The sequence below is a fragment of the Ruegeria halocynthiae genome (assembly GCF_900106805.1).
Classification (GTDB): Bacteria; Pseudomonadota; Alphaproteobacteria; order Rhodobacterales; family Rhodobacteraceae; genus Ruegeria; species Ruegeria halocynthiae.
The window spans coordinates 300,140-321,038 of record NZ_FNNP01000002.1; the positions used below are offsets into that span (position 1 = coordinate 300,140).

20 protein-coding genes are annotated in these 20,899 nt (G+C 56.6%); 9 read left to right on the plus strand and 11 right to left on the minus strand.

Annotated features, from left to right (window positions below):
* Nucleotides 1-11 precede the first annotated feature (11 nt).
* From BLU89_RS10475 to BLU89_RS10505, 7 genes are read left to right on the plus strand one after another with little or no spacing between them, the layout of a single operon-like run.
* Nucleotides 12-908: an ABC transporter permease subunit gene (locus BLU89_RS10475; protein ID WP_074736778.1), complete on the plus strand. Its 897-nt coding sequence runs from the start codon at nucleotides 12-14 to the stop codon at nucleotides 906-908.
* Nucleotides 905-1,723 carry an ABC transporter permease gene (locus tag BLU89_RS10480; protein WP_074736779.1) on the plus strand — a complete coding sequence of 273 codons (819 nt, stop codon included), beginning with the start codon at nucleotides 905-907 and terminating at the stop codon, nucleotides 1,721-1,723. Before BLU89_RS10475 ends, BLU89_RS10480 begins: the two co-directional genes overlap by 4 nt.
* Nucleotides 1,720-3,060 (plus strand): glutamine synthetase family protein, encoded by a 1,341-nt coding sequence (locus tag BLU89_RS10485; protein WP_074736780.1) that lies wholly within the window; start codon nucleotides 1,720-1,722, stop codon nucleotides 3,058-3,060. Before BLU89_RS10480 ends, BLU89_RS10485 begins: the two co-directional genes overlap by 4 nt.
* 2 nt (nucleotides 3,061-3,062) lie before the next feature.
* A complete protein-coding gene (locus BLU89_RS10490) occupies nucleotides 3,063-4,394 on the plus strand; it encodes an NAD(P)/FAD-dependent oxidoreductase (RefSeq protein WP_074736781.1) in 1,332 nt (443 codons plus the stop codon).
* Complete coding sequence (locus BLU89_RS10495; RefSeq protein WP_074736782.1) at nucleotides 4,394-5,125, plus strand: type 1 glutamine amidotransferase; 732 nt, start codon at nucleotides 4,394-4,396, stop codon at nucleotides 5,123-5,125. Before BLU89_RS10490 ends, BLU89_RS10495 begins: the two co-directional genes overlap by 1 nt.
* Nucleotides 5,125-5,796: a glutathione S-transferase family protein gene (locus tag BLU89_RS10500; protein WP_074736783.1), complete on the plus strand. Its 672-nt coding sequence runs from the start codon at nucleotides 5,125-5,127 to the stop codon at nucleotides 5,794-5,796. The genes BLU89_RS10495 and BLU89_RS10500 overlap by 1 nt, the downstream gene beginning before the upstream one ends.
* Nucleotides 5,793-6,533 carry a DUF1194 domain-containing protein gene (locus BLU89_RS10505; protein WP_083347726.1) on the plus strand — a complete coding sequence of 247 codons (741 nt, stop codon included), beginning with the start codon at nucleotides 5,793-5,795 and terminating at the stop codon, nucleotides 6,531-6,533. Before BLU89_RS10500 ends, BLU89_RS10505 begins: the two co-directional genes overlap by 4 nt.
* On the opposite strand, the gene BLU89_RS10510 is transcribed toward BLU89_RS10505, so the two are convergent.
* The 5 genes from BLU89_RS10510 to BLU89_RS10530 form a co-directional block, all read right to left on the minus strand.
* On the minus strand, nucleotides 6,527-7,840 hold the full coding sequence (locus BLU89_RS10510; protein WP_074736785.1) for an NAD(P)/FAD-dependent oxidoreductase: 1,314 nt from the start codon (nucleotides 7,838-7,840) through the stop codon (nucleotides 6,527-6,529). The two genes, BLU89_RS10505 and BLU89_RS10510, sit on opposite strands and share 7 nt — an antisense overlap.
* 60 nt (nucleotides 7,841-7,900) lie before the next feature.
* Entirely contained in the window at nucleotides 7,901-8,257 is a 357-nt protein-coding gene (locus BLU89_RS10515) for a cupin domain-containing protein (RefSeq protein WP_074736786.1), read from the minus strand.
* 143 nt (nucleotides 8,258-8,400) lie between these two features.
* Nucleotides 8,401-9,783: an aldehyde dehydrogenase family protein gene (locus BLU89_RS10520; protein WP_074736787.1), complete on the minus strand. Its 1,383-nt coding sequence runs from the start codon at nucleotides 9,781-9,783 to the stop codon at nucleotides 8,401-8,403.
* Between the two features lie 21 nt (nucleotides 9,784-9,804).
* Complete coding sequence (locus tag BLU89_RS10525) at nucleotides 9,805-11,085, minus strand: NAD(P)/FAD-dependent oxidoreductase (RefSeq protein WP_074736788.1); 1,281 nt, start codon at nucleotides 11,083-11,085, stop codon at nucleotides 9,805-9,807.
* Between the two features lie 222 nt (nucleotides 11,086-11,307).
* Nucleotides 11,308-12,636 (minus strand): flavin monoamine oxidase family protein, encoded by a 1,329-nt coding sequence (locus BLU89_RS10530; protein ID WP_074736789.1) that lies wholly within the window; start codon nucleotides 12,634-12,636, stop codon nucleotides 11,308-11,310.
* Nucleotides 12,637-12,927: 291 nt separating this feature from the next.
* Here BLU89_RS10530 and BLU89_RS10535 point away from each other — a divergent pair, with 291 nt between their 5' ends.
* Nucleotides 12,928-13,485, plus strand: coding sequence for a YHS domain-containing (seleno)protein (locus tag BLU89_RS10535; protein WP_074736790.1), 558 nt, complete (start codon nucleotides 12,928-12,930; stop codon nucleotides 13,483-13,485).
* Between the two features lie 95 nt (nucleotides 13,486-13,580).
* Here BLU89_RS10535 and ald read toward each other — a convergent pair whose 3' ends face one another.
* A complete protein-coding gene (ald, locus tag BLU89_RS10540; protein WP_074736791.1) occupies nucleotides 13,581-14,696 on the minus strand; it encodes an alanine dehydrogenase in 1,116 nt (371 codons plus the stop codon).
* A gap of 275 nt (nucleotides 14,697-14,971) precedes the next feature.
* The gene (locus tag BLU89_RS10545; RefSeq protein WP_074736816.1) at nucleotides 14,972-16,474 is read right to left on the minus strand and encodes a CoA-acylating methylmalonate-semialdehyde dehydrogenase; all 1,503 of its coding nucleotides are present in this window, start codon (nucleotides 16,472-16,474) and stop codon (nucleotides 14,972-14,974) included.
* Nucleotides 16,475-16,576: 102 nt separating this feature from the next.
* Between BLU89_RS10545 and BLU89_RS10550 the strand changes: the two genes are divergently transcribed.
* Nucleotides 16,577-17,473, plus strand: a complete 897-nt coding sequence (locus tag BLU89_RS10550; RefSeq protein ID WP_074736792.1) for a LysR family transcriptional regulator — start codon at nucleotides 16,577-16,579, stop codon at nucleotides 17,471-17,473.
* Nucleotides 17,474-17,475: 2 nt separating this feature from the next.
* Here BLU89_RS10550 and BLU89_RS10555 read toward each other — a convergent pair whose 3' ends face one another.
* The 4 genes from BLU89_RS10555 to BLU89_RS10570 form a co-directional block, all read right to left on the minus strand.
* The gene (locus BLU89_RS10555; protein WP_074736793.1) at nucleotides 17,476-18,747 is read right to left on the minus strand and encodes an NAD(P)/FAD-dependent oxidoreductase; all 1,272 of its coding nucleotides are present in this window, start codon (nucleotides 18,745-18,747) and stop codon (nucleotides 17,476-17,478) included.
* Nucleotides 18,748-18,761: 14 nt separating this feature from the next.
* Nucleotides 18,762-19,115: a cupin domain-containing protein gene (locus BLU89_RS10560; RefSeq protein WP_074736794.1), complete on the minus strand. Its 354-nt coding sequence runs from the start codon at nucleotides 19,113-19,115 to the stop codon at nucleotides 18,762-18,764.
* Between the two features lie 81 nt (nucleotides 19,116-19,196).
* Complete coding sequence (locus BLU89_RS10565) at nucleotides 19,197-20,015, minus strand: ABC transporter permease (protein ID WP_074736795.1); 819 nt, start codon at nucleotides 20,013-20,015, stop codon at nucleotides 19,197-19,199.
* Nucleotides 20,015-20,899: an ABC transporter permease gene (locus tag BLU89_RS10570; protein WP_074736796.1), complete on the minus strand. Its 885-nt coding sequence runs from the start codon at nucleotides 20,897-20,899 to the stop codon at nucleotides 20,015-20,017. Before BLU89_RS10570 ends, BLU89_RS10565 begins: the two co-directional genes overlap by 1 nt.

Genomic DNA, 20,899 nt, shown 5'->3' on the forward strand with positions numbered 1-20,899 from the left:
CGGGGTAAGCTATGAACTTCAGGCGTTTTTTCCTCATCTCAGTGCCATATGTATGGCTGCTGATCTTGTTCCTGATCCCGTTCGGGATCGTTCTCAAGATCTCGCTGTCGGACACCGCACTGGCAATTCCACCCTACACTCCGACACTGGATCTGGCCGGTGGTTGGACATCAATCAAAGAGTTCTTTTCGCAACTCGATTTTGAAAACTTTGCCTTTCTGACAACTGACGATCTGTACTGGAAAAGCTATCTGTCCAGTCTCAAGATTGCATTTCTGGCTACTTTCTTGTGCCTTCTGGTCGGTTTTCCAATCGCCTACGGCATGGCAAACGCGCCCGACGAATGGCGCCCGACCCTAATGATGCTGGTGATCCTGCCCTTCTGGACCAGCTTCCTGATCCGGGTTTATGCCTGGATGGGTATCCTCAGCCAGGAAGGACTGCTGAACCAGTTCCTGATTTGGCTGGGTGTCATTGGCGAGCCTCTGACAATCTTGAACACCAACGTGGCCGTCTATATCGGTATCGTCTATACTTACTGCCCGTTCATGATCCTGCCGATATATTCGACGCTGGAAAAACTGGACGGATCCCTTTTGGAGGCCGGTGAAGACCTTGGCTGTTCCAGAACCACCGCTTTCTGGCTGATCACGGTACCGCTGTCGAAATCTGGCATCATTGCGGGCTGTTTCCTTGTCTTCATTCCAGCACTGGGGGAGTTCGTCATTCCGACACTTCTGGGCGGATCCGGAACGCTGATGATCGGTAAGGTTCTGTTCGAAGAATTCTTCTCGAACCGTGACTGGCCGGTAGCAAGCGCAGTGGCCATCGTTCTGCTGCTGATCCTGATCATCCCGATCGTGCTGTACCAGCGCAACGAACAGAAAATGATGGAGGCCGAGCAATGAGACGTTTGACATGGTTCAATACAACCTCTCTGACGCTTGGATTTGCGTTCCTGTATCTGCCGATGGTCATCCTGATCATCTACAGCTTCAACGAATCCCGGCTGGTGACGGTTTGGGGTGGGTTCTCGACCAAGTGGTACGGTGAACTGATGAAGAACGAGGCGTTTCTGGATGCGGCGGTGGTCACGTTGAAGGTTGCATTTGCATCCTCCATAGCGGCGACCGTTCTGGGCACGATGGCGGCTTATGTTCTGGTTCGCGGCGGGCGGTTTTTCGGCCGCACGCTGTTCTCGGGCATGATCTACGCACCGCTCGTGATGCCCGAAGTGATCACAGGTCTGTCGCTGTTGCTGCTGTTCATTTCGATCGGACTGGATCGAGGTATCATAACCATCGTTCTGGCGCACACCACATTCTCGATGTGTTACGTGTCAGTTGTGGTTAGCTCGCGTCTGGTCAGCTTTGACCGCTCGGTTGAAGAGGCCGCGCTGGATCTGGGCTGCACACCGTTCGATGCGTTCAGATCCGTGACACTGCCGATCATCGCGCCTGCGGTGATCTCGGGCTGGTTGCTGGCGCTGACGCTGTCGCTGGATGACCTGGTGATTTCGTCCTTCGTGGCAGGACCGTCGTCAACCACCTTGCCGATCAAAATCTTCAGTTCGGTCCGTTTGGGCGTCAGCCCCGAGATCAACGCGCTGTCGACCATTCTGATCGGTTTGGTCACGATCGGCACAATCAGTGCCTCGCTCGCAAGCAAACGCGCTGTGAAAAAGCGCCAGCAGGAAGAACAAATGGCGGAGCAGGCGGCATGAGTTTTGCCAATGACTACGACGCCTATTGCCAGGCGCACGGCGTCCCGGACCGCATCGAGTTGCTGCTATGCGACCTCAACGCGGTTCTTCGGGGCAAATGGGTGCCTGGCGACGGCATCGACAAAATAGAAAAAGGGGCAATTCGTCTGCCCCTTTCGACCTATGCGCCCGCAATCATGGGCAATGAGGTTGAAAATACCGGACTGGGTATCGAATTTGGCGATCCCGACGGCATTCTGATCCCGATTGAGGGCACGCTGCACCCTGCGCCATGGCTGGCCGGGAACGTGGCGCAGGTTCTGGTTGAAATGACGGACATGCAGGGCAACATCAGCCCGCAATCCCCGCGTGAGCTGCTGCGCTCGGTCTGGAACAGGTTCGATGACAAGGGTTGGCGCCCTGTCGTTGCGACCGAGCTTGAATTCTACATTCTTCGCCCGCGCAACGAACGGGACGATGCCCCCTGCCCGCCTTCCTTCAGCCCCGATGCACAAAACTATGACATGGAGCTATTGGCCCGGCGCGAGGCGATTTTGAATGACATCCTGTCCGCCAGCGCGGCGCAGGGCCTGTCAACCGATACACTGATCGCTGAATACGGCCCCGGCCAGTTTGAGATCAATTTCCACCACACCGATGACGTTCTGGCCGCGGCTGAGACGGCAATCTTGTTCCGACGTCTGGTTCGCGGCGTTGTAGCCAGCCATGGGTTCGAGGCCACCTTCATGGCCAAACCCTATCTGGATCACCCCGGGAACGGTATGCATGTGCACGCCTCGGTCGTCGACAAAAGCGGCAAGAACATCTTCTCACCGACGGATGAAGAAGAGATTTCGCAGAACCTGCTTAACGCTGTTTCCGGTGTTCTGGGCAGTATGCGTGACCTTCAGGCAATATTCGCGCCGCATGGTAATTCATACCGCCGCTTCCGGCCCAACAGCTTTGCGCCGGCCACGCCTGACTGGGGGCTGGACAACCGCGCGGCCTCGGTCCGGTTGCCCGAGACCAATGGGCCGGGCGCGCGTCTGGAACATCGCATCAGCGGTGCGGATACCAACCCTTATCTGGCAATGGCGGCCATTCTGGGCGGCATGATGCACGGATTGGAAAACGCACCGGAATTGCAGCGCCCGCTGGACGATCCCGATTGCGTACCGGCCAAACCGCTGGATCATGACTGGTATTCCGCCGTCGATCGATTTGCCTCTGCGCCTATAGCGCAGGACATATTTGGCGATTACCGTGACCTCTATGCGACTGTTAAGCGCGATGAGATTGCGACAATTCAAGATCCCATTACCCCTGCGGAGTACACTTATTACCTCAGCCGGATGTGACGATGCGATTGTTCGAAGATATGGCCTATGGGTCTGCCCCGATCGAGGACAGCTACTGGACCACCACGGTTCAGCGCCCGGACTATCCGGCGCTGACCGGGGCGGCCAAATGTGACACTGCGATTATCGGTGCTGGCTTTACCGGCCTGAACGCAGCGCTGGAATTGGCGCGCAGCGGACAGGATGTGGTCATTCTGGAAGCCGAACAACCGGGCTGGGGCGCCTCGGGTCGCAATGGCGGGTTCTGTTGCATTGGCGGATCAAAAACCGGATTGGCCGACCTGTCCCGTCGGTTCGGTCAGGATCACGCCTTGAACTATATGCGTGCCGAACGCGATGCGGTCGGATTTGTACAGGCACGCTTGGATGATTATGGGATCGAGGCCGATACCCACTCAAAAGGCGAAACCCGTCTGGCCCATTCGCAAAACGTTGCGGATGAGATGCAGGATGAAATCGCCGGATACCGGGATGTCTATGGCGCAGAGCCAGAGTTTCTGCCGCGCGAAGCGTTGGAGGATCACGGGCTGTTCAGCGCTGAGTTCTACGGCGCGTTGACCGCACCCATTGGCTTTGCTCTGAACCCGATGAAATATGCCACCGGTCTTGCCCGCGAGGCGGCGGACGCAGGTGTGCGCATCCACGGCGGCAGCGCGGTGACTGAAATTGCACAATCAGGTGACGGTCAGCACCTGTTGAAAACCGCTCATGGTGAATTGCGTGCGAAGAACCTGATCGTGGCCACCAACGGCTACAGTTCAGAAAACCTGCCCGCTTGGCTGGGTGGACGGTACATGCCGGTCCAATCCGGTATCATCGCCACCCGCCCGATGACTGACAATGAGCTGAAGGCGCAAGGCTTCACCAGTCGCCAGATGTGCTATGACAGCCGCAACCTGCTGCACTATTTCCGCCTGCTGCCAGACAATCGGATGCTGTTCGGACTGCGCGCTGCATCGCGCACCACCGAACATAGCGAGGCTGAGACCAAGGCCCGTGCGCGCGCCGATTTCGACCGCATGTTCCCGGCCTGGCAGCATGTTGAGACGGCACATTACTGGTCAGGACTTGTGTGCCTGTCTCGCAACCTTACGCCCTTTGCCGGGCCAATCCCCGGCATGGACCGGGCCTGGGCGGCGTTGTGCTATCACGGCAACGGCGTGGCTATGGGCAGCTATACTGGCGCGATGATCGCTGGGCAGATTTTGAATCAAGGGCCGCAAACCCCACATGTAATGACCGGACCCATGCGAAGATTTGAACTGGGACGCTGGCGGCGCGCAATGCTGCCGCTGATCTACGCATGGTACGGGCTGCAAGATAGGAGAGCATAATGAGCGATCAGAAACTTCGCGTCGGTATTCTGGAAACCGGCCGCCCGCCCGAAGAGCTGGCCCCAACCCACGGTGATTATCCCGGTATGGTGCAGCAGTGGCTGGGTAATCTGGATGCCGATTTTTCTTCCTATGCGGTGCTGGATGAGGAATTCCCGGCCAGCCCGAATGACGCTGACCTCTGGGTGATCACTGGATCGAAATTCGGAGCTTACGAAGATCACCCGTGGATCCCTCCGCTCGAAGAGTTCATTCGCGGCGCGCGTGACAGTGGCAAGCTGATGTTCGGCATCTGCTTTGGCCACCAGATGATTGCACAGGCGCTGGGTGGTGTGGTGCGTAAATCCGACAAGGGTTGGGGTCTTGGCGTTCATGAATATCCAACCACCGGCAAATGGCCCGGCGAGTTGGGTGACGCCCCCGAAAAGATCGCCATTCAGGCTTACCATCAGGATCAGGTCGAAGAAAAACCCGAGGGCGCGGTAACAATCGCCTCGACAGATTTCTGCGAACATGGCGCGCTTTGGTACCCCGGCTTCGCCGTCACCGTGCAGGGCCACCCCGAATTTGCCAAGCCTTATGCCAGCGATCTGCTTGAGAGCCGCCGAGGAACCGTTCTGAAAGACGAAGACGTGGATCAAGGTCAGCGCAACATGGCGATTGAGGACAACCGTTCGATGGTTGCCAATCTGATACGAGAGTACCTGCTCAAGCAAAAAACACCGGCGTGATGGTGAAAGCGGGACCCGCCACCCAGCTGAGTCTCTACGGCACCGAGGATTCACTTTATTTTTGGATTGCGCGGCTGGCGCTGCACGAACGCGGTCTGTCTTATGACATTATCGAGATGGACCCGTTTGATCCGCCCCTGCCCGATAACTATCTGGCCTTGCATCCGTTTGGACGCATACCGACGCTAGTCCATGATGATTTTGCCTTATATGAGGCCAGCGCCATCCTGCGCTATGTAGATCAGGTATTCGACGGCCCCTCACTGGTACCTGCCGATGCCCGCGCAGCCGCCCGCATGTCACAGTTGATGTCTCTATTGGATGATTATGCAGTCAATCCGATGATTGCCAAGGTCGTCTCGGAGCGCCTGTTTTCGCCGCTTGAAGGTGAGGAGCCGAACGAAGAAGCGATTGCCGAGGGACTTCGCGGGGCAGATCGCGCGCTGGCGGCCGTGGAAGCGATTGTGAGCGAAGGGTTGATCCTGAATCAGCGGTCAGTCACGCTGGCTGATCTCTATCTGGGACCGTTCATAGGGTACTTTGTGATGCCCCCCGAAGGCGTAGTTATGCTGCGCAAGTTCCCGGCTCTGTCGCGCTGGTACGACTGGTTTGCAGCCCGCCCATCGGCGATGGCCGCCAATCCCGGCCCGCCTACGAACGAGGACAAATGATGCAAAGACTGGCGCTGATGCTTACGGTGCTGGTCTTGTCCTGGGCGGCAAACCCGTCCCGCGCGCAGGTTTCCGTGGATATCGAATTGGTGATCGCCATCGACACCTCGGTCAGCGTTTCGGATCAGGAATTTGCGCTGCAATTGCTGGGTGTCGCAGACGCCATGCGGGGACCTTTGGTGCAGGAGGCGATTACCTCAATGCCTGACGGCCTGGCCGTCACGGTCATGGAATGGAGTTACGGCCATCTGAATCGCCCAGTTCTTCCCTGGTTTCATCTGCGCACCGCAAACGACTCTTTCGCGTTTGCAAATCATGTCGAGCAAGTTCAACGCAATGGCGGCGGTCGCGCCACGGCAATTGGAGAGGCCATCACACGGGCCACCGAACTGCTGAACAACAACAATTTTGCAGGCCTTTTCCGAAAGATAGACATTTCCGGTGACGCCCGGAACAATTCTGGCGTGAACCCGCTGGTACCACGCCAAATAGCAATCGATCAGGGCATAACCATTAACGGGCTTGCCATCCTGACAAGCGACCGTGAGCTAGGTACCTACTACTCGACTTTCGTCGCCGGAGGGGCCGGTTCCTTCGTAATGGCCATCAGCAGCTCAGGCAGCATCCGCAACGCAATGCGTCGAAAACTGGAGCGCGAGTTGCAGTTTCAGTTGTCCCACACCAACCCGGATCCATTTGTGCAAAAGGCCAGGATGAGTTTCGACGAAGATCAGTGAAGCTTAAGCTGCGGGCGCACCCGTTTCATCGCTTGTGACAGAAGGCTGCGCACTGTCGCGCGCCAACTGCCCTGAACTGCGGATTCATGAGCATAGTGCAGGTAGCGATAGGCGCGACGGGCCAGCCATCCCTCGATTGTCATGGTGCCCAAGGCCTTGCCCATCAACGAACCCACCGCCGAATACTTGCTGATCGCCACAAGCGATCCGCGATCAACATATCGAAACTCTTCCAAAGGTTTGCCCTCAATCGCCCGCCGCAACTGCGCCTCCATAAACTCGGCCTGTTGCGAGGCAACCTGCGCGCGCGGCGGCAATGAGGTGCCTTTTTCGGGCCACAGGCATTCGGCACAATCACCAATGGCAAAAACGGGATCGCTTTTTGTGGTTTGCAGCGTCGGCTTGGTGCAAAGGCGGCCAAGCGAGCCGATATCGAAGGTGTTGAGGTCCTTTAAAATTGCGGGCGCCTTGATACCGGCAGCCCAGATCATCAACTCGGCCGGGATCATATCGCCACCTTTCAGGCGCACACCATCGGCGGTGGCCTCTTCGACCATTGACGACAGGCGCAGATCGACATCAATGCTGCGCAGCTTTTGCGCAACCTTTTCCGACACCTGATCGGGCAGGGCTGCGACAAGGCGATCCGCCGCCTCGATCAATGTTATATTGACCGAAGACGGGTCACGCAGCTTGTCGATGCCGTTCCGGGCGAACTGCTCGGTCGCTTCGCGCAGCTCGGCCGCCAGTTCAACACCGGTGGCCCCGCCACCGATGATGCAAATGTTCAGCTTTGAAACACCATCACCAAGTGCGCCGGTTTCAAGGCGCAGACACAGGTTCAGCAGTTCGGCCTGCATCTTTTTGGCTTGCTTCGGAGTATCAAGGAACATGCAATGTTCGGATACGCCCTTGCAGCCGAAGTCATTGGACCGACTGCCAATTGCCATGACCAGATAGTCAAAGTGCAGGATGCGCTGCGGCGCCAACAGCTTTTGCGCACTGTCGCGCACAGGGTCCAGCAGAATAGTCTTGGCCTCAGAATCCAGCGCGCTGAGCCGCCCTAACCGGAAGTTATAGCCATTCCGGTTGGAATGTTCGAGAAAGCTGATCTCATCCTCGTTGCCCTTGGTCCCCGATGCAAATTCATGCAGCGAGGGTTTCCACATATGGGTCAGGTTTTCATCGACCAGGGTCACTTCGGCCAGCCCGCGACGGCCCAAAGACCGGCTGAGGCGGGTTGCGAGGTTCAGCCCTCCTGCACCTCCACCGACAATTACGATGTGGGGTTTAGTTTCCGGTCGCATGGTGCCTCCAGCCGGCGGCTCTGTGGCCTCCGAGTTTCCTGACTTACATTTGTGTTGTGATCAGGCGACCTCGAACGCCGCGTAGATCTTGCGAACCGGTGTCACCGATTCCCAGGTGCCGACAAAACCGGCAGGGATCACGAACGCGTCGCCCTGATAGAAGGTCCACATTTCGCCATCCTGATTTTCGATGGTGGCAGTACCTTCAACCAGAATGCACAGCTCGTTTTCCGTGTAGTTTACGTTCAGCTTGCAGGCCTCACTGGACCACTGGCCGACATTGAACTGCTCGGTGCTGTCGGAATAGGCATTCCAAAGACGTGTCGCTGATGCACCCGAGATCAGTTTTTCGGCGGCGATATCGCTTTCGATCAGTGGAACGGAACGATCAACGCTTGTGATTTGGTTAGTGCTCATTGTCTTGACGACTCCAAAAAAGCGGCCCGGCCATTTGCCGGGCCAGTTGGGGAGAATGCTTGGAATTTCTGCGTTGCGTAAACGGCTTCCGTAGACACCAAGCTTATGAATTCAGGCTTCTGGACTGTTTTATCGAACTGTTGTTACAGCGCTTTTTTCAGGTGATACGATTTCGCTCGGGTCAGTGAGTTGTAGCCCAGCACCGACAGGGTGGTGCCGCGACCTGTGTTTTTGCACCCGGTCCAACAGACCGCCGGATCAAGGTAGTCACACCGATTCATGAACACGGTGCCGGTTTCGATCTGCGCGCCGATTTCTGCCGCACGATCCACGTCCTGGGTCCACAGGCTTGCAGTCAGGCCAAACTCACTGTCGTTCATCAACGCGATGGCTTCTTCGTCAGATGACACCTTCATGATGCCGACAACCGGGCCAAAGCTCTCGTCGCGCATCACGCGCATGTCGTGGTTTACATCCACAAGAATCTGCGGTGCCAGATAGGCCCCGCCATCATCCGCAGGGAAGTTGGCCGGATCGATCAGCGCTTTGGCACCGTCAGCAAGGGCCTCTTTGATCTGGTCGCGCACTTCCTGCGCGAAACGTACATTGGCCATAGGACCAATGGTCGAGCCATCCTCAAACGGGTTGCCCAGCTTCAGCTTGCTCACCTCTGCCACGGCTTTTTCGACGAATTCATCAAACTTGCTTTCGTGGACATAGACGCGTTCTATGCCGCAGCAACATTGACCGGCGTTAAAGAACGCACCATCCATCAGGGTGGCGACAGCCGCATCCACATTGGCGTCTTGCATCACATAGGCGGGATCCTTGCCGCCCAGTTCTGTCCCGACACCAGTGAAAGTACCCGCCGCCGCGCGTTCCATCGCCTGACCGCCGCCGACCGAGCCGGTGAAGTTGACGAAACCAAAATGACCTTCACCGATCAACTCGGACGTAGTGCCGTGGTCGAAGAACACATTCTGCAGAACGTCCGTCGGGAGACCAACCTCGTCGAACGCCTTAACAATCAGCTCACCCGCAATCAGGGTCTGGGCTGCGTGCTTCATGATGACCGAGTTACCGGCGATCAGGGCAGGCACCAGCGAGTTGATCGTGGTCAGGAACGGATAGTTCCAGGGTGCTACAATGAAAACAACTCCAACCGGCTCTTTCTCGATCCGACGTTCGAAATTGTCGCTGGCCTCAGCCACGATGGGCTTCAGCGCCTCTTCTGCGATGTCGGCCATATAGGTCGCTCGCTCGATACAGCCGTTGAATTCAAAGAACTGTGCCGTCGGACGGCCCATCATGTGTGCGACCTGCTCGGCCGCCTCATCGCGATGTGTGGCCAACTGATGAATGGCCTTCATCACCAGATCACGGCGCTCCGCCAGCGGGCGCGCAGCCCAGGCTTTGCCTGCTGTCTTGCTGCGCTTGATCCGATCCAGCGCCTCATCCTTGGACATCGCCTGACGGGTTACATAGATTTTGCCGTTGACCGGCGATACGCATTTGATTTCAGCCATTTATCAGGTCTCCTCTGCGGATCAGCGCAGTTTTTCCTTGAGTTTGTAGTACATCATGCCCACCGCAATCGCCTGGCTTCCAAGCGAGCGGGTGAAGGGCAATTTCATGTGGCGAACATTTTCGTAGATCAGGAAATCGGCGGCGTCGCCGGTGATTGCCTCGGCCATGATCTCACCCATGATATGCGTCAGAGCAATGCCGTGCCCGGAATAGCCTTGAACGTAGAACACGTTCTCGCTGATCTTGCCGACCTGCGGGATGCGGTTGATGACGATCCCATCGATACCTGCCCAGCTGAATTCGATATCAACACTTTTGAGGCGCGGGAAAGTCCGTTCCATCGCCGGGCGCAGCTCGGTCCCGATATCTGTGCTATCGCGGCCCGAATAGTTTGTCCCGCCGCCAAACATCAGCCGGTGGTCGGCAGTGCAGCGGTAATAATCCAACACGAACCGGCAGTCGTAGACGGCCAGATTGTATGGGTTTATCTGGCGCGCAACTTCCTCTCCCAATTGGGCAGTGGCCATGTTCGCCAACGACGCCGGGAACAATTTGCCTGACAATTTCTTCTGTTCAAGAAAATGATAAGCGTTACCGGCGATCAGTACGGTATCCGCCGTGACACGACCGTTATCAGTCACCAGAACCGGACGATCTCCGTGTTCGATCTTTGTCACTTGCGAATTCTCGAACACTTTCGCACCCAGTGATTCAGCGGCACGCGCTTCGCCCACACACAGATCCATCGAATGCACGTGCATGTTGCGGCGATTCAACAAGCCGCCGCAGTAGATTTCGGTTTCCAGATACTTGGGAATATCCTTGCCGTCGATCAGTTCAAGCTCATCGCCCATTCCACGATCTTGCGCTTCGTCGTGGATGGCTTTCAGCTCTTCCATATGCGCCGGTTTCATCGCGGTCTGGAGATGGCCGAAATTCAGATCACATTCGATGCCATATTTTTCGATCCTGTTGCGAATGATGTCATGGCCGCGCCAGCGCGTCTGCCACACAACGTCATCCGCCTCGGTTCCGACAGTACGCTTGAACTCGCGCGCCATAGCAACATCCCCGGACAGGCTGCCGGTGATCTGCCCCCCGTTACGGCCTGTGGCACCCCAACCGATCTTCTTGGCCTCAAGCAAGGCAACCTTTTTTCCACGCTCGGCCAGCTCTACAGCAGCGGCGACACCGCTGAAGCCGCCACCGATGATGGCAACATCTACATCCAGGTTCTCTGACAGCGTCGCAAACCCGTTCGTGTCTCGGGCCGTTGCTGCATAGTACGAGTTCGTGTGCATCCGGAGTCCTCTTTTTGATCAAATTTATTCCGAACGCAGTCACAGCGCAAGTATTCGTTTTTCCAGTCGTCAGTGCTTTGTTTTATATAACTATTATTTTCTTCATTGCTGCCAAACCAAAGCTGACAGATTCGGATAAAAATACATTTTGACAAAACATAACAAAAATGCGGGGCACCACTGCGCCCCGCACTTAAAGATCTTACCGATGTCTGAACCGGATCAGAGCGTGTCGTGGATATCCTCGGCCACGACCAGACCGGACTTGTGCGCCCCAGCAACTGTCGCCCAATCGTCATCGCTCAGGGCTTCACCGGCAAACCACAAGCGATCCGCTTCCTGCGAGCGCAGCTCGTCGCGTGACCATGCGCCACCGGGCTCGGCCGAGGCAAATGAGCCGTAAGTGTAGGGGTTTGTCGTCCAATCAAAGGTCGAACTGTTGAGAATGGCGTCTTCCACTTTGGAACCAAATGCCTTCTTCAATTCTGACACAACGAAATCGTACATCGCGCCAGTGCCCTCGTCAGACATCTGCCGGGCAAATTCGCCGCCCAGATCGCAATAGGTGATGCCGTGGCCATTGGCGTCAACCAGAGCACCAAAACCCATGGGCGCACCGTTCATTTCTTCGGTGATCTTGTAGTTGTAGTAACCGTCGGACCCGACACCAAAGAAATTGTCCTTCAGCTGCAGAGCAACATGGTTATAGTGACCCATTGTCAGAACATTGATGGCCTCTTGCTTCTTGACGGGCAAAGGCGGATCGAACTTGATGTCGCCGCCGGCCAGAACACCCATTGAAACCGTTACAACCACGGCGCGGGCATTGATGGTGCCATTGTCGGTAACAACCTCGACACCAGAGCCTCCCCAGCGCACCTCGGATGCGGCGGTTTCCAGCGTGACGGGAACATCGCGGGCGCTGTGTGCAAACAACGTGCCAAAACCTTCGCGGCAATACCAGTCTGTACCATCCTCGGCAGTATACCAATCGCTGCACGAGAAATGGTCAAAATCTTTCGCCATTTCATACGCGCCCTGATAAATATTCACAGACAGCGCCCAGTCACCCAAATCCGGCACGACATCAGCGGGCGCGACGTCTTTGCCTTTACGCGCCGCATTTACAATTGCATCAAGCGCCTTCTGCTCGGCTGCTTCATAAGCCTTGGATTCATCACTGTTGGCCGGCCGGTCACCGACATAGAATACTGCCTCGTCAGGCGCTTCATACATGTCGAAACCATGTTTCAGGCCATAGTCCACAAACGGGTTTTCCTCCCGATTGTGCAGCCAGTGGGCACCCACATCATAGGGGACACCAAAGACTTCGGTATCGGTGTGGATCCGGCCACCAATTCGGCTATCGGCCTCGATCACGGTTACCGTCAGCCCTCTTTTCATCAATTCGCGCGCGGTCGATATTCCTGCTGCACCTGCACCGATCACAACAACATCGACATCAGCCGCGTGTGCCCGACGTACAAACATCGGCGTTGAAAGCGCCGCGGCACCGGTTAGCAGAACGTTCCGTCTAGTAATCATGGCCATGTAGCCTCCTCCCTATTTTGATCAAAATTTTGATGACGCTTCATTACCCGATAGAGCTAATCAGAACAATCCCAGAGAGTCCCATAGGTAGTCAATATAGGCGAATTTCCCCATACTAGGTTGGCTAGTTTCCCAATATCTCACGGCCGATCAAATATAATTGTACACTTTGGACACAAGTTTGATTTGCATTTTTGATCAACAGTTACCTGTCTTGAGGTGCGGATTACATCGCTCAACAAGCAAAAAACCCGTCGAACCGTTTTACTGGCTATCTAGGAGAAGACAAAAATGATCTGCCATGGAATTCTGAAAACTCCCGGCAAGGTTCTGGCCGCAAGCATCATGTTTGGTATCGGAGCCATCACCCCGGCGTCAGCCGAAGAACTGCTGAACACCCATGAAGGGGTCGCAATGGACGGCTTTGATGTGGTCGCTTACTTTAGCGAAAACGCGCCAGCCGTAGGATTGGAACAGCACGCCATCACTTACAAAGGTAGTGAATGGCTTTTCTCGTCGGCGGAAAATGCTGCGGCGTTTGAAAGCAGCCCTGAGAAGTATGCGCCCCAGTTCAACGGCTTTTGTTCCTACGCCGTTTCCGAAGGGTATGGAGCCGAAGTGGACTTCATCAAAGGCTGGGCAGTGCTGGATGGCAAGTTGTATCTGAACTGGAACGAAGAAACCAAGGACGAATTCGTGGCTGAGCACACAACGCGGGTCGGCTCTGCTGAATCGGCGTGGCCTGCAGTTCACTCGGGTATTCAGGACGGAAGTGTACCACTTTATCGCCACGCTGACGAACCGACAGAGGGAATCTCGCACCCGCAGACGCAGGACTTCAACGGGTGAAAACCAAACGTCAGGCTGGCGGCCCGAAAGCCCAGCCATGAAAAACTCTGCCCGACAGGATCGGGCAGAGCGTGAACATAGTAGCCGTTACTGGATCAACCAACCAAGGTGTTGGGGTCGACAAAATCCAGATTCAGCGCTTCGCCAACTGCAGCATATGTCAGTTTGCCGGCCTGAACGTTCAAACCATTCATCAGATGCGGATCATCGGCACAGGCCTGTTTCCAGCCCTTGTTCGCCAATTCCAGCATGAAGGGCAATGTTGCGTTCCCAAGCGCCTGCGTTGATGTGCGTGCGACGGCACCGGGCATGTTTGCAACGCAGTAATGCATGATCCCGTCCACTTCATAGATCGGATCGGCGTGCGTGGTGGCCTTCGAGGTTTCAAAGCATCCGCCCTGATCAATGGCAACATCCACAAGCACAGCACCGGGTTTCATACCCGACAGTTGCTCGCGGCGCACCAATTTCGGCGCAGCAGCCCCAGGGATCAGAACAGCACCGATAACCATGTCGGCTTCCCGCACCAGTTCGGCGGTTGTCCCGGCTGAAGCAAACTGGTTTTTGAAAGTGCCGCCAAACACGTCATCAAGGTAACGCAGACGTGGCAGTGAGCGGTCCAGAACCGTAACGTCCGCGCCCATACCAGCAGCAATCTTGGCTGCATGGGTGCCGACAACACCGCCACCGATCACGATGACCCTTGCCGAACCGACACCGGGTACGCCGCCCATCAGGACACCGCGACCGCCATTGGCCTTTTGTAAGGTCCACGAACCAACCTGGGGCGCCAGTCGACCTGCAACTTCGGACATCGGTGCCAGCAGCGGCAGACCTCCGTTGCGATCTGTCACAGTTTCATAGGCGATAGCGGTACAACCGGATTCCAGCAAATCATGTGTCTGATCCGGGTCGGGTGCGAGGTGCAGATAGGTGTAAAGCAGCTGACCTTCACGCAGCATCTTGCGTTCGATCGCTTGCGGTTCCTTGACCTTTACGATCATGTCGGCGGTGGCGAACACCTCTTCCGCAGTATCAAGAATCGTTGCGCCGATGGCGGCATAATCGGCATCCGCAAAACCGGCACCTGCACCGGCATTGGTCTCGATCACGACCTCATGACCATTGCGGATCGCTTCCAACGCGGCCGAGGGCGTCATGCCGACGCGGAACTCTTGTGGTTTGATTTCTTTGGGGCATCCAATTTTCATGTCTTGTCCTCCTGAAGGGAATGATCAGCCGCCAGCCCGGCGATTTAGAGAAGAGATGACCCGACCGGGAAAACCAGTCGGGGATTTTCAGGCCCTCGTTAAGAGCGGAAAGGGCCTGAGGAGTAGGCAACCAATACTCAAGTCTTGTCCTCCGCAAGCGGCGATGTCCACCGAAACGCCACTGCGGAGAATAGGTAGCCCCGACTGGGGAGTCACCAGTCGGGGCTGTTCAGACCCTGCATTAGGAGAAGGGTGGGTCTGAAGGGGAGCCCGAGTTAGCCGAGTGTCGGCATCACGAATTCAGGGTCAGAGCGCATACCTGACGGCCAGCGTGTCGTGGTGGTCTTGATGCGGGTGTAGAAGCGAACGCCTTCCATACCATGCATGTGGTGATCACCGAAGATCGACGCTTTCCAGCCGCCAAAGCTGTGGAAGGCCATCGGAACCGGGATCGGAACGTTCACGCCGACCATGCCAACTTCGATGTCCTGGCTGAAGTTACGCGCTACGTCGCCGTCACGGGTAAAGATGGCGGTGCCGTTTGCGTATTCGTGGCCGTGGATCAGATCGACCGCTTCCTGGTACGAGTTCTTACGAACAACCGACAGAACCGGGCCAAAGATCTCTTCTTTGTAGCAGGTCATGTCTTCGGTCACGTTGTCCAGCAGAGTGCCGCCGACATAGTAGCCGTTTTCGTAGCCTTGCTTGTCCTGCTGGAAGCCGCGGCCGTCGATGACAACCTTGGCACCTTGCTCTTCACCCGAAGTGATATAGCCTTTGACCTTGTTCATGTGTTGCTCGGTGACCAGTGGGCCCATTTCCGAGGTACGATCAGCAGCCGGACCGACTTTCAGCGCTTCGATCTGGGGAACCAGCTTGGCGATCAGAGCGTCTGCAACCTGATCGGTGACCGGAACCGCGACCGAGATCGCCATGCAGCGTTCGCCGGCGGACCCGTAGGCAGCACCCATCAGTGCGCTTGCGGCCATGTCCAGATCGGCGTCGGGCATGATGACCATGTGGTTTTTCGCACCACCCAGGGCCTGAACCCGCTTGCCGTTGGCAATACCGGTCTCATAGATGTACTTGGCAATCGGGGTCGAACCAACAAAGCTGATTGCTTTGACGTCGGGGTTATGCAGCAGCGCGTCTACCGCTTCCTTGTCACCCTGAACCACATTGAACACACCTTCGGGCAGACCGGCTTCGGTCAACCATTCGGCGATCAGCAGCGAAGCAGAGGGGTCACGCTCGGACGGCTTCAGGATAAATGTGTTGCCGGTGGCCAGTGCAACCGGGAACATCCACATCGGAACCATGCAGGGGAAGTTGAACGGGGTGATACCCGCGCAAACGCCCAGCGACTGGCGGATGTTGTGGCTGTCAACGCCGGAACCGACGTTCTCACTGAAGTCACCTTTCAGCAGGTGTGGTGCGCCTACGGCGAATTCGACAACTTCCAGACCGCGGGTCACTTCGCCAAGGGCGTCGTCATGGGTTTTGCCGTGCTCAGCCGAGATGACTTCGGCCAGCTGGTCGCCACGTTCCCACAGGATGTTCTTGAACTTGTCCAGGATACGCGCACGGCGCAGCGCCGGAGTTTTCGACCACTTGGGCCAGGCCGCCTTGGCCGCGGCAACAACTGCATCAACCTCAGAAGTCGAGGCCAGCGCCACGGTCTTCTCGGACGTGCCGGTCGCAGGATTAAAGACGGGCTGTTCGCGGCCCGACGTGCCTGCAACAGCTGCATTGTTGATGTAATGTGCAATAGTGGTCATAGTGGCCTCCAGCATAATTTGATCAAAAGCTTGATCCACTATTCATTTTCGTATATCAACGATGAATGTCGCAACCCTGATATACGAAAATAGCGATTCACTATGAACTGGGATGATATACGGGTCTTGCTTGCGGTCGCCCGCTCGGGTCAGCTTTTGGCGGCCTCCACACGGCTGGGCATCACTCAGGCCACAGCCAGCCGCCGCATCGCGCGCCTGGAAGAGGCTCTTTCGGTTCCCCTGCTGATCCGCCAGTCCAACGGGTGCGCGCTGACCGAAGAATGTGAACGCATGATGCCTATTTTCGAGGTCATCGAAGCCCGGTTCGCCGAAGTCACCGCCATCGCAACCAACCAAAAGCTTGAAATCGAAGGAATTGTTCGCCTTGCCGTGCCAGACGCCTTTTCGCAGTACTTCATGCCCGAGGTCTTGCGCGAATTGGCCCAAAGCTTTCCGCATCTTGAAGTTCAGTTGGTTCCACTTGGCCGCAACCTGTCGCTATCCAAGCGGGATGCCGACATCGCCATCATGGTCGGCCGACCCTCGCAAGACACCCTAATCTGCCGAAATCTGGCCGAATATTCCCTGCATCTTTATGCCTCCAAATCCTACCTTCAAGACTTTCCTGCACCCGAAACACTGGACGATCTTTCACAGCATCGGCTTGTCGGTTTTGTCGATGACATGCTTGCGACGCCTTCAATGAACTACAGTCAGGAGGTGTTTGGAAAGTATCGGCCAACCATCCGAATCTCCAGCGCAGTAACTCAGGTTCAGGCGGTGCGCGCGGGTACGGGTATCGGGATCCTGCACGACTTCGCCGCGCGGCAATTCGACGATCTATCGCTTGTGCTGCCGGATGAGCGCATTCGGCGGGAATACTGGATCGTCTGGCATGATCAAGACCCGTTGCCGATGAGAATTCGTGCCACGATCGATGCGCTATCGGCCCATGCCAAAGCTAAATCGAGGGATTTCTGGACCAGCGACGCATCCTAGGTTCAGGCTTCCAACGCATCCCGCATCCGATAGTATAGAATTGCGGCCGTGCCGTAGATCGGATGCAGACCGTGAACCGGCAGTCGCTTCACCGGGTCAACCGGCAGCGGCAAAGGCACACGGGCATCCGAAAGATGCCGCCCGATGGCAAACCCCAGCGCACTACCCATCGCCAGTCCCCGGCCATTATACCCTAATGCCGCTGTGACCCCCGGGGCAGGCTGCATGACGTGTGGCAGGCTATCAAGCGTCATCGCCGCACGACCGGACCAGCGATGCTCGATCGCATGGCCCCGAAGTTGTGGGAAAAGCTGGGTCAGGTTCGCTTCGATCCGGCGGAAGGATCGGGCGCTGCCGGGTTCGCCAAAGTGACCCCGCCCGCCGATCATCAGCCGGTTGCCCGGACCTATGCGAAAGTAGTTTGCGATCCGGCGGCTGTCGGACACGACGTTACCGTCGGGCAGTATCTCGGTCAGCAACGTTTCAGGCAAGGGCACGGTAGCGACCTGAAAACTGTTTGCCGGAACCATCGTTGCCCGCAGACCGGGCCACAGATGATCCGTGTATCCATTGGTTGCCAGAACGATCTGATCGGTCAAGATTGAAACGCCTTCCCCGACCTGCGCCTGCCAATACTGGCCCTCTCGCCGCAGGGAAGTCACCCGGCTTTTTCCGAAAATTCGAACACCAAGCTCTGATGCGGCGCGGGCCAACCCGCGAGCATAGTTGAGCGGGTGAACGCAGCCTGCCCTGTAATCCAGCCAGCCGCCGACAAGCCCCGAGGCACCTGTCTTTGCCGAAATCGCGGTCTGGTCCAGCCAACCCGCGCGAACGCCCCGCGCTTTCCACTGTTCCATGCGCGCGCCAAGCTTGCTTAGATGTGATGATTTCAGGCTTGCCTGAATCCACCCTTTTCGGCTGGCATCGCAATCAATGGAATATCTTTCTATCACATCAAAAACGTGATCCGCTGTCTGCCCAACAAAAGCGGTGCTCGCTTCTCCGAACTCGCGGTCAATCGTATCCGGGTCGTACTTCAGACCGGGGATGACCTGACCGCCGTTGCGTCCGCTTGCCCCAAATCCGGGCTGTTCTGCATCCAATACAACGACCGAGGCCCCCGCTTCGGCCAACGCCAGAGCACAGGACAGGCCGGTATACCCTGCCCCGACGACTAGAACATCAGCTTTGTGTCCCCCTGTGATCGACGGGAACAGAGAGGTCTTGCTGGCTGTGGCCGACCAGATGGATTGCAGATTGTCGGGTTTGGTCATCACGGTTTCAGTCGTTACTCGACCAGGACATACGTTTTCCTGACATGTTCATGTACAACCCATGTACCCTTCCAGCCTTTTGGCAGCATCAGCAGGCTGCCGGCCTCCAAAGTGGTCTCATTGCTTCCGTCCTCATCCCTGACGGTGACGCGACCTGAAAGGATGTGACAGTGTTCGGCCATTGCCAAGCGATCAGCCGTGAACTCGCCAGGTGTGCATTCCCAGACACCGATTTTCGTGCCACCATCGTTCGACGACCAAACCGATGCGCGGGCTTCAAGCTGTCCCGGTGTCACCGTTGTTAGCTTGGGCTCGAACGCTCCGATCTCGACATTGTCGAGGTTCCCGATTGAGGTAAGGTTGATCATTCCGGCGCTCCCTAGATTCCAAAACTTGACCGTTAAATTCAGAACAGATGTGCCCGGGATATCCACCCGGACGCATCCAAATTAATGCTCCTGCTTTTCAGAGCTCTGCAATGTCAGGTTCACGATCAGCAAAATGATCGAAATGACAATCAGCAGGGTCGAGATCGCAGCACTGGTCGGGTCTACCTGGTCGCGCAGGAACGAGAACATCCGTCGCGGCAAAGTTGAACTGTCGCCGCGTGCGATGAAGATAGCCACAACCACCTCGTCCAGCGACGTGATGAAAGCAAACAACGCACCGGAGAATACAGACAACCGGATTTGCGGCAGGGTCACATTAAAAAACGCCTTTAACCTGTTGGCCCCCAGCGACCGCGCCACCAATTCCTGATTCATGTCATAACTTTTGAGGCCCGCCGTCACCGTGATCAGAACGAACGGTATCGCCAGAACCGAATGCGCCAGAACCAGCCCGGCCAGCGTATTGTTCAACCCCATACGCGCGTACAGGAAAAACACGCCAACCGCGATCAGGATGATCGGCACCATAAGGGGCATGATCAGCAACAAACCGATGAACGTGGCCAGCTTGCTGTTCGACACATGCAGACCATAGGCCGCCATCGTGCCGATTGGCGTGGCCACCAAAACCGTCAGAATGGCAGCGCGCAGAGAAATCCAGGTGGCCTCGCGCCATTCAATCGATGCGAAATAGGCGTCATACCACTGGGTCGACCACGCTTCGGGAGGAAATTGCAGGAATTTCGATCCCGAAAAGCTCATCGGCATGACCACCAGGCTTGGGGCCACCAGCAACACACACAGGACGGTGACCAGCACCTTCAGCCACAACCCTTTCAGGCGGGATTCCGGGGGAACGGGGCCAGGAAACTGCGCCATCAGAGCCCCCCCAGAAACCGGTTGATGCGGAAGATCCGGGTCATGATCCATAATGTCCCCAGTGTCACTACCAGCAGCACCACACCCAGCGCGCTGGCCGGTCCCCAGGTTGCATGCAACGTGACCGCGTTCTGAATCTGCTTGGACCACATGACAATACGCCCACCGCCTAGGATCTCCGGCGTGATGTAGAACCCGAGGCACAGCACGAACACCACGACGATTCCAGCCGCTAGTCCCGGTACGGACAAGGGCAAGAACACTTGCCGGAAAGCCTGCGAGGGCGTTGCCCCGGCATTGCGCGCGGCCTTTAAAAGATCGCCATCTATGGCTTTCATCGAGGAATAGAGAGGAAGGATCATGAACGGCAGCAGAATATGGGTCATGCCGATCACTGTGCCGGTCATGTTATGCACTAGACGCAAGGGGCGATCAATCAGTTCCGCATCCATCAGCCAGCCGTTGATGATGCCACGACGCTGCAACAGGATCAGCCAAGCGTAGGTGCGCACCAAGATCGAAGTCCAGAATGGCAACAGGACACACATCATGATGATGCTGGCCACCCGAGGGCTGGATTTGGTCATCAAATAAGCCACCGGATAGCCCAGCAAAACGCTCATGATGGTAACCAAAACGCTGATCTGAAATGTCCGAATGAAAGTCAGGCGATACCCGGGATGCGACATGCGCTGATAATGTTCGAGCGTAAAGCCGTTTTCGCCCCAAAAGGACATGAAGAACAACCACCCGATCGGGACAAGAATAACGACCGTCATCATGACAAGAGCCGGAGCCATCAAGAGCAGATTGCGCCGGTCTTCTCGCCGCTCATCGACCTGCAAGGCCGACTGGTTCGGATATGATATGATTTGCTCCGACAT

Bases quoted from the DNA above. Each gene is read 5' to 3' on its own strand.
- BLU89_RS10495 (WP_074736782.1), top strand. From the start codon at position 4,394: ATGAGCGATCAGAAACTTCGCGTCGGTATTCTGGAAACCGGCCGCCCG.
- BLU89_RS10505 (WP_083347726.1), top strand. From the start codon at position 5,793: ATGATGCAAAGACTGGCGCTGATGCTTACGGTGCTGGTCTTGTCCTGG.
- BLU89_RS10560 (WP_074736794.1), bottom strand. From the start codon at position 19,115: ATGATCAACCTTACCTCAATCGGGAACCTCGACAATGTCGAGATCGGA.
- BLU89_RS10545 (WP_074736816.1), bottom strand. From the start codon at position 16,474: ATGACCACTATTGCACATTACATCAACAATGCAGCTGTTGCAGGCACG.
- BLU89_RS10520 (WP_074736787.1), bottom strand. From the start codon at position 9,783: ATGGCTGAAATCAAATGCGTATCGCCGGTCAACGGCAAAATCTATGTA.
- BLU89_RS10490 (WP_074736781.1), top strand. From the start codon at position 3,063: ATGCGATTGTTCGAAGATATGGCCTATGGGTCTGCCCCGATCGAGGAC.
- BLU89_RS10530 (WP_074736789.1), bottom strand. From the start codon at position 12,636: ATGGCCATGATTACTAGACGGAACGTTCTGCTAACCGGTGCCGCGGCG.
- BLU89_RS10565 (WP_074736795.1), bottom strand. From the start codon at position 20,015: ATGGCGCAGTTTCCTGGCCCCGTTCCCCCGGAATCCCGCCTGAAAGGG.
- BLU89_RS10480 (WP_074736779.1), top strand. From the start codon at position 905: ATGAGACGTTTGACATGGTTCAATACAACCTCTCTGACGCTTGGATTT.
- BLU89_RS10515 (WP_074736786.1), bottom strand. From the start codon at position 8,257: ATGAGCACTAACCAAATCACAAGCGTTGATCGTTCCGTTCCACTGATC.
- BLU89_RS10535 (WP_074736790.1), top strand. From the start codon at position 12,928: ATGATCTGCCATGGAATTCTGAAAACTCCCGGCAAGGTTCTGGCCGCA.
- ald (WP_074736791.1), bottom strand. From the start codon at position 14,696: ATGAAAATTGGATGCCCCAAAGAAATCAAACCACAAGAGTTCCGCGTC.
- BLU89_RS10525 (WP_074736788.1), bottom strand. From the start codon at position 11,085: ATGCACACGAACTCGTACTATGCAGCAACGGCCCGAGACACGAACGGG.
- BLU89_RS10555 (WP_074736793.1), bottom strand. From the start codon at position 18,747: ATGACCAAACCCGACAATCTGCAATCCATCTGGTCGGCCACAGCCAGC.
- BLU89_RS10485 (WP_074736780.1), top strand. From the start codon at position 1,720: ATGAGTTTTGCCAATGACTACGACGCCTATTGCCAGGCGCACGGCGTC.
- BLU89_RS10475 (WP_074736778.1), top strand. From the start codon at position 12: ATGAACTTCAGGCGTTTTTTCCTCATCTCAGTGCCATATGTATGGCTG.
- BLU89_RS10550 (WP_074736792.1), top strand. From the start codon at position 16,577: ATGAACTGGGATGATATACGGGTCTTGCTTGCGGTCGCCCGCTCGGGT.
- BLU89_RS10570 (WP_074736796.1), bottom strand. From the start codon at position 20,899: ATGTCGGAGCAAATCATATCATATCCGAACCAGTCGGCCTTGCAGGTC.
- BLU89_RS10500 (WP_074736783.1), top strand. From the start codon at position 5,125: ATGGTGAAAGCGGGACCCGCCACCCAGCTGAGTCTCTACGGCACCGAG.
- BLU89_RS10510 (WP_074736785.1), bottom strand. From the start codon at position 7,840: ATGCGACCGGAAACTAAACCCCACATCGTAATTGTCGGTGGAGGTGCA.